At 57.3% G+C, this 18,029-nt stretch carries 15 protein-coding genes and 1 pseudogene; 11 read left to right on the forward strand and 5 right to left on the reverse strand.

What is annotated here, in order from left to right:
* The first annotated feature begins 4 nt into the window (after positions 1-4).
* From PSH80_RS12625 to PSH80_RS12645, 6 genes are all read left to right on the forward strand, one after another.
* Complete coding sequence (locus tag PSH80_RS12625) at positions 5-2,191, forward strand: xanthine dehydrogenase family protein molybdopterin-binding subunit (RefSeq protein WP_198817441.1); 2,187 nt, start codon at positions 5-7, stop codon at positions 2,189-2,191.
* Between the two features lie 2 nt (positions 2,192-2,193).
* Complete coding sequence (locus PSH80_RS12630; RefSeq protein WP_120733050.1) at positions 2,194-3,177, forward strand: XdhC family protein; 984 nt, start codon at positions 2,194-2,196, stop codon at positions 3,175-3,177.
* A complete protein-coding gene (locus PSH80_RS12635) occupies positions 3,167-4,147 on the forward strand; it encodes a GTP 3',8-cyclase MoaA (protein ID WP_305420414.1) in 981 nt (326 codons plus the stop codon). The genes PSH80_RS12630 and PSH80_RS12635 overlap by 11 nt, the downstream gene beginning before the upstream one ends.
* Positions 4,148-4,201: 54 nt before the next feature.
* Complete coding sequence (locus tag PSH80_RS27370) at positions 4,202-4,558, forward strand: NTP transferase domain-containing protein (RefSeq protein WP_057959688.1); 357 nt, start codon at positions 4,202-4,204, stop codon at positions 4,556-4,558.
* Positions 4,559-5,026: 468 nt separating this feature from the next.
* Entirely contained in the window at positions 5,027-5,197 is a 171-nt protein-coding gene (locus PSH80_RS12640; protein WP_120733054.1) for a ribbon-helix-helix protein, CopG family, read from the forward strand.
* A 95-nt stretch (positions 5,198-5,292) separates the two neighbouring features.
* Positions 5,293-5,880: a hypothetical protein gene (locus PSH80_RS12645; protein ID WP_057959687.1), complete on the forward strand. Its 588-nt coding sequence runs from the start codon at positions 5,293-5,295 to the stop codon at positions 5,878-5,880.
* A 41-nt stretch (positions 5,881-5,921) separates the two neighbouring features.
* On the opposite strand, the pseudogene PSH80_RS12650 reads toward PSH80_RS12645, so the two are convergent.
* The 3 genes and pseudogenes from PSH80_RS12650 to PSH80_RS12660 form a co-directional block, all read right to left on the reverse strand.
* A pseudogene (locus PSH80_RS12650) lies at positions 5,922-6,110 on the reverse strand (transposase); the annotation flags it as partial.
* A 107-nt stretch (positions 6,111-6,217) separates the two neighbouring features.
* Positions 6,218-7,219 carry an aldo/keto reductase gene (locus PSH80_RS12655; RefSeq protein WP_057959686.1) on the reverse strand — a complete coding sequence of 334 codons (1,002 nt, stop codon included), beginning with the start codon at positions 7,217-7,219 and terminating at the stop codon, positions 6,218-6,220.
* Between the two features lie 79 nt (positions 7,220-7,298).
* Entirely contained in the window at positions 7,299-8,129 is an 831-nt protein-coding gene (locus tag PSH80_RS12660) for an oxidoreductase (protein ID WP_186625738.1), read from the reverse strand.
* 130 nt (positions 8,130-8,259) lie between these two features.
* On the opposite strand from PSH80_RS12660, the gene PSH80_RS12665 reads away from it, so the two are divergent.
* A complete protein-coding gene (locus tag PSH80_RS12665) occupies positions 8,260-9,165 on the forward strand; it encodes a LysR family transcriptional regulator (RefSeq protein WP_120733062.1) in 906 nt (301 codons plus the stop codon).
* Positions 9,166-9,478: 313 nt separating this feature from the next.
* Here the strand turns inward: PSH80_RS12665 and PSH80_RS12670 are convergent, their stop codons facing one another.
* On the reverse strand, positions 9,479-10,393 hold the full coding sequence (locus tag PSH80_RS12670; RefSeq protein WP_057959684.1) for a LysR family transcriptional regulator: 915 nt from the start codon (positions 10,391-10,393) through the stop codon (positions 9,479-9,481).
* Between the two features lie 247 nt (positions 10,394-10,640).
* Here PSH80_RS12670 and PSH80_RS12675 point away from each other — a divergent pair, with 247 nt between their 5' ends.
* The 4 genes from PSH80_RS12675 to pgm all read left to right on the forward strand — a co-directional run bounded on the left by PSH80_RS12675 (position 10,641) and on the right by pgm (position 16,979).
* Complete coding sequence (locus PSH80_RS12675) at positions 10,641-11,663, forward strand: zinc-dependent alcohol dehydrogenase family protein (protein WP_057438444.1); 1,023 nt, start codon at positions 10,641-10,643, stop codon at positions 11,661-11,663.
* Positions 11,664-12,364: 701 nt separating this feature from the next.
* Positions 12,365-13,774, forward strand: a complete 1,410-nt coding sequence (locus PSH80_RS12680) for a hypothetical protein (protein ID WP_305420419.1) — start codon at positions 12,365-12,367, stop codon at positions 13,772-13,774.
* Positions 13,775-13,811: 37 nt separating this feature from the next.
* Positions 13,812-15,218, forward strand: a complete 1,407-nt coding sequence (locus PSH80_RS12685; protein ID WP_120733068.1) for a PLP-dependent aminotransferase family protein — start codon at positions 13,812-13,814, stop codon at positions 15,216-15,218.
* A gap of 114 nt (positions 15,219-15,332) precedes the next feature.
* Positions 15,333-16,979, forward strand: a complete 1,647-nt coding sequence (gene pgm, locus PSH80_RS12690; protein WP_057959681.1) for a phosphoglucomutase (alpha-D-glucose-1,6-bisphosphate-dependent) — start codon at positions 15,333-15,335, stop codon at positions 16,977-16,979.
* Between the two features lie 130 nt (positions 16,980-17,109).
* Here the strand turns inward: pgm and PSH80_RS12695 are convergent, their stop codons facing one another.
* Positions 17,110-17,805, reverse strand: a complete 696-nt coding sequence (locus tag PSH80_RS12695; RefSeq protein ID WP_057959680.1) for a pirin family protein — start codon at positions 17,803-17,805, stop codon at positions 17,110-17,112.
* Positions 17,806-18,029 lie beyond the last annotated feature (224 nt).

Raw genomic sequence — 18,029 nt, forward strand, 5'->3', positions numbered from 1 at the left:
GGTAATGAATATGATCCGGTCTATCGAGAACGAAAGTCGTCGCCGCTTCCTCAAAGGTACAGCAGGCCTCACTTTGGCCGTTTATATGCCTTGGTCGCTGGCTGACAGCACCGCGCGCGTGGGAAAGAAGGAGGGAGAGTTTGAACCCAACGCTTTCTTGCGCATAGGCGAAGATAATGTCGTCACCGTCATCTCCAAACATTTGGAGATGGGACAAGGCGCTTACACTGGTCTGGCCACTTTGGTTGCTGAGGAGTTGGATGCAGACTGGGCGCAAGTCCGTGTTGAAAGCGCCCCGGCAGAGTCGCGTTACAAAAATTCGCTATTGGGTATTCAAGGTACCGGTGGCAGCAGCTCCATCGCCAACTCTTGGGAACAACTGCGCATGACCGGAGCTACCGCTCGCGCCATGCTGGTATCGGCCGCGGCTTGGCTGTGGAAAGTGCCGGCGCAAGAAATCGAAGTGGTAGATGGGGTACTGCGGCATGCTGCGTCGGGTAAGCAGGCAACATTCGGCCAACTTGCCAAGCTCGCCGCCGATCAGCCGGTCCCGGCCCAGGTCAAGCTCAAAGATCCCAGTGCATTCAAACTGATCGGTCGGCAGCAGTTGGCGCGTAAAGACTCGGCTGACAAGGTCAATGGCAAGGCGATCTATACCCAGGACATTCACTTGCCCGGCATGCTAACGGCTGTGGTTGCTCATCCGCCGCGCATTGGCGCCAAGGTGAAATCCTTTGATGCCAAGGCGGCGCTTGCCATCCCTGGAGTGGTACATGTGGTGCAGATCCCCAGCGGCGTCGCTGTTGTGGCGAAAGACACCTGGAGCGCAAAGAAGGGGCGTGACGCAGTAGCGATCCAGTGGGACGAGAGTGGTGCGTTCAAGCAAAGCTCCGAGCAGTTGTTCAAGCGCTACCGTGAGTTAGCCAAAACGGAGGGTACGGTTGTCCGCAACGATGGTGATGTTAATACCGGTCTTGCGGGCGCAACGCGTACGTTGGAAGCGGAGTACGACTTTCCCTTTCTTGCCCACTCGGCCATGGAGCCGATGAACTGCGTGGTCGCCCTGACTAAGTACGGTTGTGAAACTTGGCATGGTGCGCAAATGCAGTCACATGTGCAGACGGTGTTGGCCGATCTGTTCGGCCTGGAACCGGAGCAGGTTCGGGTCCACACGCTTTACGCCGGTGGCAGTTTCGGCCGGCGGGCTAGTAAAGATGCTGATTACGTTTTGGAAAATGCCCATATCGTCAAAGCTATCGGTGGGAAGGCGCCGGTAAAACTGGTGTGGTTACGCGAAGACGACATGCAGGCCGGCCACTACAGACCGATGTACCATCATCGCCTGACTGCCGGGCTAGATGAGCAAGGCAAACTGGTGGCCTGGCAGCACCGCTTGGTCGGTCAATCCGTGTTCGCAGGATCACCTTTCGCTGCGTTTATTAAGGATGGCATCGACTCCACATCGGTAGAGGGAGGGTCGACGCTTCCTTATCGAATCCCCAATCTGCGTGTTGATCTGCATACCCCAAGCGATATTCCAGTACCCATACAGTGGTGGCGGGTAGTGGGACATTCCCATAACGCTTTCTCCACTGAGTGTTTTTTTGACGAGCTCGCTCAGATGGCGGGACAGGATCCAGTGGCCTGGCGCCTGGCAATGCTCGAAGGGCATTCACGTCACATCGAAACGCTCAAGTTGGTGGCGCAAAAGGCTGCCTGGGACACGCCGTTGGCAGCTGGCAAGCAGGGTGAACGTCGTGGCCGGGGAGTGGCTCTGCACGAAGCCTTTGGCTCTGTGGTGGCGCAAGTGGTCGAGGTTACGGTGCAAAGCGACGGCAAATTCAAAGTGGACCGTGTGGTTTGCTCGGTGGAATGCGGCATTGCGGTCAACCCGGATGTAATCCGTGCTCAGGTCGAGGGCTCCGTTGGCTTCGCTCTTTCAGCGGCCATGCACGAAGCGATTACCTTGACCGACGGTAAGATTGATCAATCCAACTTCCATAACAACGAACCGCTGCGCATCTATGACATGCCTAAGGTCGAGGTACATATAGTGCCGTCGGCAAGCCCGCCAAGCGGTATCGGTGAGCCGCCCGTTGCGCCTCTCGCGCCGGCGCTGGTGAACGCCTTGGCTGCGGCGACCGGCAAGCGTATTCGGCGCTTGCCTATCAGTGACCAGTTGTCGGCTTGACCATGCAGCATTTGGACTTGCAGGTTATTGAGCAAGCGTTGACCTGGACCCGCAGTGGCGAGGATGTTTGGCTGTGCACAGTGCTCGCCACTTTCGGGTCCTCTCCGCGAGGGCCAGGTTCCTGGCTCGTGGCCCGCAGCGATGGGCGCTACGTTGGCTCACTGTCGGGTGGCTGTGTCGAGGAGGATTTCCTTGAACGCTTGCAGGAGGGTGAGTTCGGGGATCGTATTCAGGTCGTGCGTTACGGGGATGCCCACGGTGGACCACGGGATTCGCGAATCACTCTGCCTTGCGGTGGAATATTGAAAGTGCTGATCGAGCGTCTGCCGGCCGACCCGGCGACACTGGACCAGTTGGAGATCATGCGTTCGACACTGCGCGGGCAGCGCCATCTGCTGCGTTGTGTCAACTTAAGCAGCGGCGATGCCCGTTTCGAGGTCGACGACGGCCTTGGCCCGCGGGTAGTTGAACAGGTCGAAAGTGAAATCGTGCATTTGCGGATCGGTCCGGCTGCGCGCCTGATCATCGCAGGTATGTCGCCGGTATCGGTGGCGTGCGCCGAGTTCGCCCGCACGCTTGGTTTCGAAGTCATCCTTTGTGACCCACGGGAGGAAGCTCTAGTAGGTGTCGAGCTACCCGGCATAGAGGTTAAAACTATCTTGCCGTCGATGTTCATCAGTGCCGGCGGATGCCATGCTGCCACTGCCGTAGTGGCGCTGACCCATGATCCGCGCATCGACGACTTGGCGATGATGGAGGCTGTAGGCACGTCGGCCTTCTACATCGGCGTCATGGGTTCGCTACAAACCTCTAAGCTGCGCGCGGAGCGACTGCGCCGTATCGGGAGGTTAAGCGACAAGCAAATTGCTCGACTGCACATGCCGATAGGGTTGTCCTTGGGCAGCAAGACGCCTGCCGAGATCGCACTGGCGGTGATGGCGGATATCATTCGAGTCCAGCGTGGAAGGTCACGCGATGCGCTCTGAACCGATCGTCGATGGGCAAGGGCGGCGTTTGGGAAACCTGCGTCTGAGCCTGACCAGCGCATGTAATTACGCGTGCATCTACTGTGTGGCTGATGGCAAACGGCTTCAGGCTCGCAACGATAGCTTGTCGCTGGACAAGTTGTTGCTGGCGGTGGAATACCTGAAAACCGTAAACCCACTGGGGCGCCTGAGGATCACCGGCGGCGAGCCGCTGATCAGCCCTTTGTTCGATGGCTTTCTCGGGGCAGTAGGGCGGCTGGGCTTCGAAGATGTATCGCTGACCAGCAATGGTCAATTACTGTCGCGCAAGCTTCCTCTGTTATTGGCGGCTGGCGTCAAGCGTATCAACATTTCGCTCGAGACACTGGATGCAGAGGCTTTCCAGCGCATCGCCCGGGGTGGGGATCTGGCCACAGTACTCGATGGCATTGACCAGGCCCTGGAGGCTGGTTTGCAGGTAAAAATCAACATGGTGCCGCTTCGTGGGCACAACCATGATCAGATCTTACCTCTACTTGAGTACTGTCTGGCCCGGGGGGTGGAATTGCGCTTCATCGAGTTGATGCGCATGGGGCATCTGGCGCGCGATGATGAAACTTTTCGTCGGCAGTTCTATGGCATGGCCGAGATTCTTGAGGTTATCGGTCAGCACCATCCGTTCAGCGCAGTACCGAGTGCGCCCAGCGCCACGGCATTGCGCTTCAATATACCGGGGCGAGGTGACTTCGGCGTGATCGCCAACGCCAGCGCGCCTTTTTGCTGCAGTTGTAACCGAGTGCGCCTAAGTTCGAGCGGGTGGCTGCATGGGTGCCTTTCCTCCAGCCAAAGCCATTACTTGGGCGATGCCCTTGAACTTCCACGCGATCTTGCCTTGTCACGTATTCGCGAATTGTCGAGGCACGCCTTACTGGACAAACAACCGACTCATTTCACGGGCGACCTCATGATCATGAAAGTCATTGGTGGGTAATAAGCAATGATCCCTGAAACTGAATCGCCACCTCGGGTATGGGTAATACGCAGCATGGTTTCTGCCCGGGCTAGGAGCCAGGGCCTGCTAAGTGGTATACGGGCGATCGAGCACGCGGATGCATTGTCAGCGGCGAGCTTTCTTAGTGACATGCCCTGGATCACTGGCGACACTCTGCATCATCTCGTGTCAGTAGTCTCGCCTGAACGCATAGTTATTCCGACATTTAGGAGGGTGCAAGGGGCTAATTTCTTGTTAAAGCGGCAGTTCTGGCAAACGTTAAAGTTGCTTGCTGAGGACTTCGATGAAAAAGACCAATTGCAGGTGGCTCCGCACCCTGTATGGCCCCCAGAACTAAGCGATATCGATTCCCGGCGGCGTGTCGAAATCGAAGAGTTCATCGAATGGTGATCACGCCTTTAGAATTTTCATCGTTCGCTTAGCTGTACAAGTACGACGTTCTACCTTTTTTAAGCTGGTTAAATGCGAATAAAAACATCCAAGTCTACAAGCTACACATCGAGCAATATTCATCTCTGAAGCTTTTCTGTAGAGCTCCTTTGGAAAGAGATGAATCTTTAGCGCCCCTCGGGGCGCTCTTTTTACCTAGTCGGTGGAAAATATATCTACTCATGGTGCCTGCAGTTTTACATATCCCTTCTAAGCGCAAGTCCTCGCCTGGAAAAACGAATCGCAGATACCCACCCGCGTCGCCATGGTGCTTCCCGAACTGCTCCAACTGCCTGACAAAGAGCGGAAGAGCTGGCAGCGGTATATGGCCGAGCCAGAATAGCTGGACTGGCTTGCGAGGCAGCATGCACTACAATCAAAAAGCCTAGGCGGAGTGACGAAATATAGGCGCCGGAGGAGTGGACACAAATGCAAAAGAATACTGAAAGGCTGACAATCTTGATTGCCCCATCGACTAAACAGCGTCTGGAGCAGGTCGCGGAAGAAGAAGACAAAACAACGTCGCAAATCATTCGGAGGCTGATAAAGCTATACCTCATAGAAGCCGAAACTCGGAGGTTGACCGGTGAGCCGGAGTAATTTTCTTTCGGGCAAGATCGCGTTGGAGTTACATATAGGAATACTCGGCCGCTTGGCCCCAAAAACTGTACTGCTCATCAAGGATGGAACTATCTATGGAAGTGGCCTCAACTCATCCAGAGTATTTTTCGCATGTGCGCACGATTATCGGCATGGTCTTGGGCCTAAGCCTTGCGCGACTGGTAAACGGCCTGACACGCTTCGTACAGCACCCAGGAATAATTAAAGTTTATCCTGTCCACCTTGGGTGGGTGATATTCCTCTTCATCACGATCGTGCACTTTTGGTGGTACGAATTCCATTTGTCGCGGATCCCTGTCTGGACATTCCCACTCTATGGGTTCCTGCTTTTCTACGCGATGGTGTTTGCAGCGCTCACGGCATTATTGTTTCCCGACCAAATGTATGAGTACAAGGGATTCGAGGACTACTTCGAGCAGCGCAAGCGCTGGTTTTTCGGACTACTTGCCTTTGCGTTTTTGCTAGATGTTGGAGATACATTAATAAAAGGCGAGGATTACCTGTACTCACTCGGGGTCGAGTACTTGATCCGACAGATTGCGTTCGTCCTCCTTTGCATAATTGCAGTAGCAATCACTTCAAAGAAACTCCAGATGGTTTTGGTGCTCGCGGCCATTACTTATCAGGTGAGTTGGATCTTGAGGCTTTATGTCATCCTTTGACAAGGCACGCACCCGCGTGTCTCCCACGGGCGCCGCAAGCTTCGATCTGCACGCGGCGGCCCGGTAAACCACCGGTTTGAGAGCCCAAGTACCCGTGGCCTGATATGGTTCTCCACCGGGTTGTAGTCGATGGGCACGGCCTCGTCTTCCGGGTAGCGCGTCAGCGCTACCCAGCGTTTAAGTCTGTAACCCAGGGTGTTGGCCGTTGCTGATCCATTGGGCATCTGATCGAGGCTAGGCGAGAAAGTCATGCCGCAGGTTGTGCCAGAGTAGGAGTCGATCAGCGGCGATAAGCTGATACCGGCATAAGTTTGCCGGTATCTCTTTTACTGCCGCATCAGGAGAATCCAGTCACCGCATGGGGTACATATGGGGCCTCAAGGCGTTTGACTTCCTCTTCGCTCAGTACCAACTCCAGCGCAGCGATTGCGTCGTCAAGTTGGGTTGCTTTAGAGGCGCCAACGATAGGTGCTGAGACGCCACGCTTGGCTAACACCCATGCCAACGCAATTTGCGCCATAGGCACGCCTCGTTCCCCAGCAATCTGCTCAACAATGTCAATCACCCGACCGTCTTCGACTTCAGTAGCCTGGTAAAACGACTGCCCTGAGAGATCGGTTTTGGTGCGCTCGGTCTGCTGGCCGTATGGTCTGGTCAGCCTGCCGCGTGCCATCGGACTCCATGGCATCAACCCCACGCCCTGATCGAGGCAGAATGGGATCATTTCCCGCTCTTCTTCTCGATACACCAGGTTCAGATAGTTCTGCATGGACACAAACTTGCTCCATCCGTTTGCCATGGCGACCTGCTGTGCTTTAGCGAACTGCCATGCATACATGGATGAGGCGCCGATGTACCTGGCTTTGCCTGCTTTGACGATGTCATGCAGGGCCTCCATCGTTTCTTCGATAGGCGTGTCGTAGTCCCAACGATGAATCTGGTACAGGTCGATGTAGTCGGTGCCCAAGCGAATCAGGCTCGCATCAACGCCGGCCATGATGGCTTTACGAGAAAGACCTTTCTCGTTTGGCTTTGCGGAGCCTTCCCATTCCCTCATGTTTGCCGGGAAAAATACCTTCGTGGCGATTACGGTCTCTTCTCGACGTGTGAACTCCTTCAGCAGCTTGCCAACGATAATTTCCGACGTTCCAGCGGAGTAGCTGTTTGCTGTGTCAAAAAAGTTGATCCCTTGCTCCACTGCGTGCTTGATGATCGGTCGGCTTGCTTCCTCACCCAATGTCCAGGGATGCATGCCAGCATCAGGATCACCGAAGGTCATGCATCCAAGGCACAGTCTGGAAACATCAAGGCCCGTACTACCAAGTTTCACGTACTTCATAAACCCTCCAGCAGATCGTTAATTGGGTAGTCAAGATACGCAAAAACCGAGCAAGCTCGGTTTCCATATCATTGCGTGTTTAGACTTTAAAATCGGTCGAGATAGACAGCTCTTTCCATTCAGCCAATTCAGCGTTCACAAAACGATTCTTCTCGCCAACGATGGCTACCGTGTCACTACCCATCGTCAAACGCTGTGGAGGGTTAGGTGCATTGACCAGCGTCAACATGGCTTCTGCAAACTTCAATGGATCACCGGACTGCGCGTGGTTAGCGCCCTCAGCAAACTGCCGCATTTTACCGACCGTCTCATCGTAGTCAGACAGCTCCAGCGCGGTCTTGATCAACGACTGCTCATCAAGAAAGTCGGTGCGGAAGAAACCGGGCTCAACGACCGTCACTCGAATTCCCAGAGGTGCCAATTCCTGATGCAGTGCCTCGGTAATGCCTTCCACAGCAAACTTGGTGGAGCAGTACACACCCCAACCGATAAACGACTGATATCCGCCTACAGAGGAAATATTGATGATGTGCCCGCTACGTTGCCGACGCAGGTGCGGCAGAACAGCGCGCGTCACGTTGAGCACACCGAAGACGTTTGTGGCGAACAGGCGTTCCGTCTCTTCAGCACTGGTTTCTTCAACGGCGCCCAACACGCCAAAGCCGGCGTTGTTGACGACCACGTCGATCTGGCCAAATCGCTTGATACCTTCGGCAACAGCCTGATGTGCTTCTTCTTCACTGGTTACGTCCAGGCGTACAGCCAACAGATTCGGGTGATCTCCCAAGCGACTGGTAATGTCTTGAGGCTTGCGAGCGGTAGCGATGACTGCATCACCAGCACGCAGAGCTTGTTCTGCGATGAGTGTGCCAAAACCACGAGAAGCGCCTGTAATGAACCAAGTACGCATATTAACTCCTCCTGCCAGTAGCCCGTGCGGCATTGCCGGGCCTTACTGATAAGTTGACGCAACTTTAAATGTGCATTACTGATGTGTTAATACCATGAAGGTTACTTGACTCTGTGAAAGCGGCTCACAAATGAAATCTCCATCTCCCGCCGATTTATCGATCTTTTTGAGCATCGCTCAGCATCTAAACCTGAGTAGAGCGGCGATAGATCTTGGCCTTACCCCCTCAGCATTGAGCCATTCGCTGCGAGTACTGGAGAGTCGTCTCGGCGTGCGCTTATTCAATCGGACGACTCGTAGCGTCGCCCTTACGGAGGCGGGGGAGCGGCTGTACATTCGTTTGCGGCCTGCGTTTCGAGATATCGATGATGCCCTTGAAGATCTCAATAGCTTTCGTGACAAGCCTTCTGGCAGTTTGCGCATCACCGCAGGACGCCAAGCTTGCGAATTGGTGCTGCTCCCAATTGTTAGCCCGTTTCTCCAGCAGTACCCGGATATCAGAGTAGAGATTGTCGAAAGTGATGCGTTTGTAGACGTAGTAGCTGGAGGGTTTGACGCTGGGGTGCGCTTCGGTAATCGTCTAGAAGCAGACATGGTTTCTCTGGCTATTGGGCCCAACATGCGGTCAATTGTTGTGGGGGCACCTTCGCTTTTCGAACGCCATGCTGCGCCGCAAAAACCCGAGGATTTGCATCGGCTCCCCTGTATTCGCCATCGATTTCCCAGTGGCTCGATTTATCGCTGGGAATTCGAGCGGGGGGGAATCGCCCAAGAAATCGAAGTTAACGGTCCACTCACTCTGGGTGACGTCAGCCTTATGCTCGGACCAGCCATAGATGGGCTGGGGTTGGCTTATGTCTTTGAAGGCATGGTGACTGAGTATTTAGCAGATGGGAGACTGAAACAGGTCTTAGCCGATTGGTGCCCATACTATCCAGGGTTGCACTTGTACTACCCTGGCCGGCGACATACTCCCGCTCCGCTAAAGGCATTTATTGAATTCACTCGCTCTACCCGCCAGATCAAAAATTTATAGCGTTATTATTTTTTCCAACGACCTCTGTAGTTGGCGTTCCTGGACGGAATTGTCAGGATTTCAGAGGCGCCAGAAGATCGCTTCAAGTCTACAAATTGAGGTGATCGGATAGCGCTCGACGGCGGTTTGGGAGCGGCAGCGTATGACTTTTCCGAGAAGTGGCTGTTGGACTTCAGCCTGGGGCATCCTTTTCAAACCATCCAAAGCATGCCCTCAGATTTGCCCCCAATGTAGCAATCCACTGGAAGTGAATGGATCTCCATGGCCTATGAAAAGCCAGAAATGATCAGCTAAACAGCCTGCCCGACAACGCCTAAAGACTCTCAGGGTCGCCGAAGAACATCTGTATCCGCGACCGCAACCAGCGCTCCCCCGGATCATTGTCCTGCGAACCACGCCACGCCATATGCAATTCAAAACTGCGCACAGGCAACGGCGGGTCTTCAGCACGCAGGCCGCCGGCGGCGGTCAGGGCTTCGGCGGTGTAGTCGGGCACGGTTGCGAGGATGTCGGTGCCCGCCAGCAGGGTGCCCAGGCCGTTGAATTGCGGGACGGCCAGCACCACATGGCGCTTGCGATCGAGTTTTTCCAACTCTTCATCAATAAACCCGCTGAGGTCGCCGGCAAACGAGACCAGGGCGTGGGGGCGGGCGCAGAAGTCGTCCAGGCTCAGGGAGCCGGGCACGCTGTCGGCGCGCAGCAGTTTGGGCAGGCTGCGGCGCAGCAGCTTGCGTTTGGCGTTGGCCGGCAGGTCGGCGGTGTAGCTGACGCCGATGGAGATTTCCCCGGAAGCCAGCAGGCCTGGCATCAGGATGTAATTGACGCGGCGGATCACCAGCACAATGCCCGGCGCTTCGGCGCGCAGGCGCTTGAGCAGGGGGGGCAGCAAGGCGAACTCGACATCGTCCGACAGGCCGATGCGAAACACTGCGGTGCTGGTGGCCGGATCGAATTCGGCGGCGCGGCTGACGGCGGTGGAAATCGAATCCAGGGCCGGCGAGAGCAGGGCGAAAATCTCCACCGCCCGGGCCGAGGGTTCCATGCTGCGCCCGGTGCGCACGAACAGCGGATCATCGAACAACCCGCGAAGGCGCGACAAGGCGGCGCTGATGGCCGGCTGGCCGAGGAACAACTTCTCGGCAGCGCGGGTCACACTGCGCTCATGCATCAAGGTTTCGAATACGATCAACAGGTTCAGGTCGACACGACGCAGGTCGTTACGGTTCATCTTGTGTCCTGGCAGATTCAGCGAACTTGACGTGAGCGGCCACATGATAACAATGGCCGGCATGAATCTTACGGGGAAAGGCTGGTACTCTGCACCGGCTAATTCAGATTTCCTACGCTGCCTGGGGTATTTTCCGAGGTGGCGGAATCAATGACAGACATGACGACTATTAATGGCGACTGGTGGCCTTGCCCCGAAAGCCCAGATAAAGTTCATGGCATTAGAGGTTACTTTGGCGAGGTTTGCGATGTCCCGCACGATCCGTTTTCACAAGTTTGGTCCGGCCGAGGTGCTCAAGTGCGAAGAGCATGAAGCCACGTTGCCCGCACCGGGCGAAGTGCAGGTGCGTGTCGAAGCGATTGGCATCAGCTGGTACGACATTCTCTGGCGGCAGAACCTGGCGTCTTCCCATGCGCGCTTGCCGTCGGGCCTTGGCCATGAAATGGCCGGTGTGGTGGTGGCAGTGGGCGAGGGCGTTGAAGACCTGGCCATTGGCGACAAGGTTGCCAGTTTTCCGGCCGAAAGCCCGAATGACTATCCAGTGTACGGCGAACTGATTGTCCTGCCCCGTTCAGCCCTGACCCGTTACCCGGATGTCTTGAGCCCGGTGCAGGCCAGTGTGCATTACACGCCGTTGTTGATTGCCTACTTTGCCTATGTCGATTTGGCGCGGGTCAAGCCCGGTCAATTCGCCCTGGTCACGGATGCCAGCCATTGTGCCGGGCCTTCGTTCGTACAATTGGGCAAGGCCCTGGGGGCGCGGGTGATTGCCGCCACCAAGTCGCCGGACGAGCGTGAATACCTGCTGTCCCTGGGCGCGGAAAAGGTCATCGTCACTGAAGAGCAGGACTTGCTGATGCAAATCAACAAGTTCACCGATGGACGCGGTGTGGATGTGGTGTTCGACGGCCTCGGTGGCCCCCAGATGTCGCTGTTGGGCGATGTGCTCGCACCCCGTGGCAGTCTGGTGTTGTATGGCTTGCAAGGTGGCAACCAGACCCCGTTCCCGGCCTGTGCCGCGTTCCAGAAAAACATCCAGTTCTTTGTGCACTGCATCGGCAACTTCACCGGCAAGCCGGAGTTGGGCATTGCCCAGGACCAGGCCGCATTGCAACGGGCCCTGCGCGAGATCAACCAGTTGACCGCCGACGGCATGCTGGTGCCGCTCAAGACCCGAGTGTTTGCGTTCAGCCAGTTCGTCGAAGCCCATCGCTATATGGACGAATGCCCATGTCGCGAGCGGGTGGCGTTGCAGGTTGAAGCCGTTTGATCTGTGGGAATGTTCGTAAACGGACATTTCGCCGGTGTTTGCCATGGGGCAAATACGCCATTTAGAAGGACAGGATCTCCGCACCTGCTGAATCTGCCGCCGGGATTCTTCCCCTGCAAAACCTGCCTTTAATGCCGCCGCTGCCCTGAATCCCAGAGCAGCGGCGTTTTACATGGGCACTGCGGTAAACACCGGCTCGCCAAACTGCACTGGTTTTTGCGCCGAGTCTGTATCTTTTAATCATCAAACAAGCGCTGATAATTGCCCAGTCACTTTCATCTCAAGGACTGAGCAATGATTGCAGAAATCAAATCCAAACAGCAGTTCGCTGTAACTAACAAGTCGTCTTGTATACCGGCTCAAGGACGTTGGCCTGTAGAGAGAGGCTTAAGGTGCGCGCGAACTGAATCCCGACCTTGCCCTGTACTGCATATGTCAGATCATTCTTTAATGTTTGAATTAAAGACTAGTAGGAAGTTGTAAGACCGTTCCTAAGGCGGTCATTGGGCCGCTGTAGGGGCTTTCTTCAGCAGGTGGTGGCATCTTCGTCGGGATGTTCCAACTGGCGTTTTGTTGTGCGGTGCTAACATTTAGCTATCAGCTTTAATCGCAACAGACGTCAACTCTAAGCAAACAGCAGATCGGACAGGCACGCGCAACTGCTTGCTCGGAACTGACAGTTAACCTCAGGTAGTAAAGCTATGAGCGCTATTCACGAACAAGCCATGAATTATGTTTACCAGCAGGTATTGCAACGGTTGCAGGGCTACTTCTCGCGAGCGGAGCGCACCGCACTTCAGTTATTGATTCAGCGGTTGATTGTAGCGGCAGGTGGCATCGAGCAGATCGGCGACTACAAAGTACTGGTCACCCACGGGGGCGGCAAAGGCAGCAGTTACGCACTGGCCTTCTTGCGCGCCGCCCAATTGACCATCGCCGGCCGGGCGCCGAGGAGTTTTCAATTGCGAGTCGCCACCCTGCGCCATACCGGGATGACGCAAGCGGCGCTGGACAGCATTCATCGGGGCTACAGTGCGTTGTTTTTCCACGACGACCCCAGGGTCGAGCTGCTGATGGTGGAAAACCAGGAAGTTCTGCCCTTCAACCACCTGCGCCCCGCTTCAGCAGCGGGCCAGGATATCGGCCGGCGCAACATGTTGATGATCGGGCATAAGCGTTCAGGGGATATCCGCGCCAGCGTGTGCAACGACAGATACTTGTCCCTGGGGGATTTCTATCGCCGTATCACGGCATGGGACGGTGGGGTGCACGCCCTGGTCAGCAGTGATTCGCCGCGCCAGCAGAACCAATACCTGGCGTGGCTGTTCAGGACCACCCGCGCTGCAGGCATGAAAGGCCACGCCGGCCAGCCACTGGCGCTCAATGCCCTGTTTTGCCGGATGGATGATTGCAGCGCCGGCTATTACCGCGATGTCTATGGCGAACATTACGCGTCGGAGGATAACGCTTCCAAAGAGGTGCATCGTCACCTGACCTATATCGGCGTCGCCGATCTGTTACGCGCGGCCGGGCAGGATTTCACGGCACTGCTTTACGATTTTATGGGTTACAAACAGGATGAATTCGCCTTTCAGTTCAGCACCCCGGCCTACGCCAACCCCTTGCTGATGGCGCATATGCATGGCCTGCAGGCTGAAGTGCTGCTGGGCCTTGATTATCGAGAGGGCGTCACGCGCTTTATCGAACACGCCAGCGGCTTTATGCGCCGTAAAAAAATCCCCGAATTGCTGATTGCCCAAGCCGGCACCAAGGATGGGCGCATGCTGGCGGCGACCTACGCCCGCGAGTTCTTTGGCCTGGAGGAGAGCCAACTGGTGTGCCTGTTGTTTTCACCGTTTATCCAGCAAGGACAGCGGCTGGAAGCCTTCTTGCGTCGCTGTCACCCGGGCATGCTGGTGGTGCTGCCCGAACTGCACAAAGCCCTTGAGGGCAAGGCGTCGGCAGAGCTGATCCAGCATTGGATGGTCGATACCAGCGGTTTGCCCCTGGCGCTTTTGCAGCATTTGTACGGCACCCATGTCGCGGCCAATGCGGCCTGTATCAATGTCGAGGAGCCGGCCACAGGACCGTGCGGCGTAACAGGGTACTGAGGGTGGTTGCGCGACGGCAGCCGTTGCTCGGGCAGGAATCCTCATGAGGGACGATAAACAGGCAGACTTCGCCTATCAGGCGGTGTATCGCTACATGATCAACCTGATCAATGAAGTGGGCACCGAAGGCCGGGTCAAGCTGCCGTCCTTGCGACACCTGGCAGAGCGGTTGAATGTGTCGATTTCCACCATTCAGTACGCCTACTCGCTCCTGGAAAAGGAGGGCAGGGTGTACTCGGTAGCCAAGTCCGGCTACTACGCCTTGCCCATTGCCGGTAGCACTGCGTGCTGTACCACGGGGGATTTGCTGGAACGCTTGTATGTAGGGGCACGCAGGCCGGGGATGTTGGTACTCAGTGCCGATGAGCCGGCACAGCTGTTGTCCCTGGACGCGCCGCTGCTGCAACTGGAGCGTGAACTGGTGCGCCAGTATCCGCGCCAGTTGCAACCCTATTCCCAGCCGTGTGGTATCTGGGAACTGCGTGCGGCACTGGCGGCGCGCTATACCCGTTCGCCCACACGTTGCTGGCAGGCGGATGACGTGTACATCGGCGCGGACCTGCGAGGTGTCCTGGCCATTCTGATCGAAGTGCTGGCGCTCAAAGGGGCGGCGGTGTTGGTGGAGTCGCCATGTGACTGGCTTATCCTGCGCCTGTTGCAAGATGCCGGAGTGCGTGTGATCGAGTGGCCATGCAACGAGCAGGGCAGGCTCGATCCTGCGTATCTGGAGCAGCAACTGCGGACCGAGGGGGTGCAACTGGCGCTGCTGTCCTCGACTCCAGGCCTTGCCACGGGCAACGCCTTGAGTGTGGCGGATCAGGCGCAGGTGGCCAGGTTACTGGAGCAATATGACTGCTGGCTGCTGGAAAACGACACCCATGGCGGGCTGGCGTTTGAGGCGTGCACCCGCTACCTGCGGGACCTGGTGAACCCCGAGCGGCTGATGGTGTTTTCCAGTTTCGAGAAAGCCATGGGCCCGGAGGCGCCCTATGGTTATCTACTCTCGCGGCACCTGAGCACGCCCTTGCAGCGTCAGTTCCTGTTGCGTGCGTTTCGTTTATCGTCCATTCGCCAGCGTGCGATTGCCCGGCTTTACCACAGTGGCCGCTTTGACCAGCACTTGGATGATTTGCGCATGGTGCTCAAGGAGCACGCTGCAGCGATGCAGGCACGCCTGGCCCAGCATCTGGGCGAGCGCGTGACGTACCGGACGCCGCAGGCTGGCGCCACCTTCTGGTTGCGTTCGACCGAGGCCGTGGATATGCGCCGGGTGTTCCAGAACATGCTGGCACGCCAGGTGGTGATCGCCCCGGGCGAGTTGTTCAGCGTGACGGGCCTGTACCAGCAGCACTTTCGCTTGAGCCATGTGGTCAGCACTCATCACAGCCTGGACCTGGTGCTGGAGGAGTTGGCCCAGGCCCTCAGGCAGGGGCAGCACGGATGAATTGGTTTTGTGGGAAATATCACTGATTGTTGTGGGATAGATACCGTCGCGTGGCGGTCGAACACCCAGTAAACTGCATTCCTTTTCCGAATCCTTCTTTTCAGAGGTTTTTGCATGACTCTCAGTCCTTTTGCGGGCAAACCGGCGCCAGCTCAATTGCTGGTGGACATCCCGCGACTGGTGACGGCCTATTACACCGGCCAGCCCGATGCAGCGATCTCCACTCAGCGCGTGGCTTTCGGTACGTCCGGGCACCGTGGCAGTTCTTTTGACTTGAGCTTCAACGAATGGCACGTACTGGCCATCAGCCAGGCCATTTGCCTGTACCGCGAGGCGCAAGGTATCAATGGCCCGCTGTTTGTCGGCCTCGACACCCACGCGCTGTCCACGCCGGCCGGCGCCAGCGCCCTGGAAGTGCTGGCCGCCAACGGTGTGCATGTGATGCTTGCCGAAGGCGATGAATACACGCCGACCCCGGCGATTTCCCACGCCATCCTCTGCTACAACCGTGGCCGCACCAGCGGGCTGGCCGACGGCATTGTCATCACGCCCTCCCATAACCCGCCCCAGAGCGGCGGCTACAAGTACAACCCGCCCAACGGCGGCCCGGCCGATACCCACGTCACCAAATGGATCGAGGCCAAGGCCAACGAACTGCTGGCGGCCAAGCTGGCCGGGGTCAAGCGCATCACCCACGCGCAGGCGCTGAAAGCCGACACCACCCATCGCCATGACTACCTCAACACCTATGTGGCCGATCTGGTGAATGTCATCGACATGGACGCCATCCGCAGCGCCGATCTGCGCCTGGGCGTGGACCCGCTGGGTGGAGCAGGGGTGCGCTACTGGTCGGCCATCGCCGAGCATTACCGTCTGAACCTGGACGTGGTGAATACCGAAGTCGACCCGACCTTCCGTTTCATGAGCGTGGATTGGGATGGCCAGATCCGCATGGACCCGTCCTCCAGCTACGCGATGCAAGGCCTGATCGGCCTTAAAGAACGCTTCGATGTAGCGTTTGCCTGCGACCCCGACCACGACCGCCACGGCATCGTCACTCCGTCGGGCGGGCTGTTGGCGCCGAACAACTACCTGGCGGTGTCGATCGACTACCTGTTCCAGAACCGTCCCCAATGGCGGGCGGATGCTGCCGTGGGTAAAACCGTGGTCAGCAGCGGTTTGATCGACCGCGTGGCCGCACGCATCGGCCGCCGCCTGTACGAAGTGCCGGTAGGCTTCAAATGGTTTGCTGACGGCCTGTTCGACGGTTCCCTGGGCTTTGGCGGCGAAGAAAGCGCGGGCGCTTCGTTCCTGCGCAAGGACGGCAGCGTGTGGAGTACTGACAAGGACGGTCTGATCCCGGCCTTGCTGGCCGCAGAAATGACCTCGCGCAAAGGCCAGGACCCCAGCCAGATCTACCGTGGCCTGACCGACGCCCTGGGCGAGCCGTTCGCCATTCGGGTGGATGCCAAGGCCACGCCGGCGCAGAAGGCGCTGCTGGGCAAACTGGCACCGGAGCAGGTCACGTCCACGCAATTGGCCGGGGAGAGCATCCAGCAGATCCTCAGCCATGCGCCGGGGAATGACCAGGCGATTGGCGGGCTGAAAGTCATGACCGAAAACGGCTGGTTTGCCGCACGGCCGTCGGGCACCGAGGATATCTACAAGATCTACGCCGAGAGCTTTGTTGGCGAAGATCACCTCAAGCGCCTGGTGGAAGAGGCTCAGGTGTTGGTGGATGGCGCCATCACCCCGAACTGACACACAGTTGTAAAAAATGTGGGAGCGGGCGTGCTCGCGATGGCGGTGGATCAGTCAATACATGTGTGACTGACCCATCGTCATCGCGGGCAAGCCCGCTCCCACATTGGTTTTTGAGTCTGGCTCGAGATCAGGCCAGGTCCACCAGCACCACTTCGCTGTCTTCGACCGCCGTCACCCGCAACACCCGCTCATCCTGCACCGCAATGCCGTCACGCGCCTGCGCTCGCAGACCATTGACCTCGATCACCCCGGTCGCCGGCACCAGGTACGCCCGGCGGCCTGCATCCAGGTGATACTCGGCACTTTCCCCAGCCTTCAGATTGGCCGCCACCAGGCGTGCGTCGGCACGGATCCGCAGGCTTTCATGGTCACCGTGCTTGCCGCTGGCCAAGGTCACGAACCCTTCGCGCTCACCCTTGGGAAAAGGTTTGGCGCCCCAGGAAGGGGGCAAGCCCGCTTCATTGGGAATGATCCATATCTGGAAAATCTTGGTTGCCGTGGCTTCCAGATTGTATTCGCTATGGGCGATCCCGGTACCGGCGCTCATCACCTGCACGTCGCCCGCCTCGGTGCGGCCCTTGTTGCCCAGGTTGTCGGCGTGGCTGATGGCACCTTCACGCACATAGGTGATGATTTCCATGTCCCGGTGCGGATGCTGCGGAAAGCCGGTGCCCGGCGCGATGATGTCGTCGTTCCACACCCGCAGGTTGCCCCAGTGCATACGTTGCGGGTCATGGTACTCGGCGAACGAGAAGTGGTGATGAGCATCCAGCCAACCGTGATTGGCGCCGCCCAGGGAGGTAAAAGGTCGAAGTTCAAGCATGATCGTCTCCTGTTGATGGGCCTATCATCCGCCAGGGCATCATCGACAAAAAGCGTAAAAAATGCCTAATTCTCATCAGATTATTCGATTGTTTTTCCAGTCCCAGAACTAGACCCCAGCTTCAGTTCATCGCCTAACTGCATGAAGCCAAAGCAATTGGCTGGAACTGTCGGGGGATTCCGGCGACCATAGGGCCTCTGTTCGCTCAAGCCCCCGCAGGAGTC

Source organism: Pseudomonas sp. FP818 (assembly GCF_030687335.1).
Taxonomy (GTDB): domain Bacteria; phylum Pseudomonadota; class Gammaproteobacteria; order Pseudomonadales; family Pseudomonadaceae; genus Aquipseudomonas; species Aquipseudomonas shahriarae.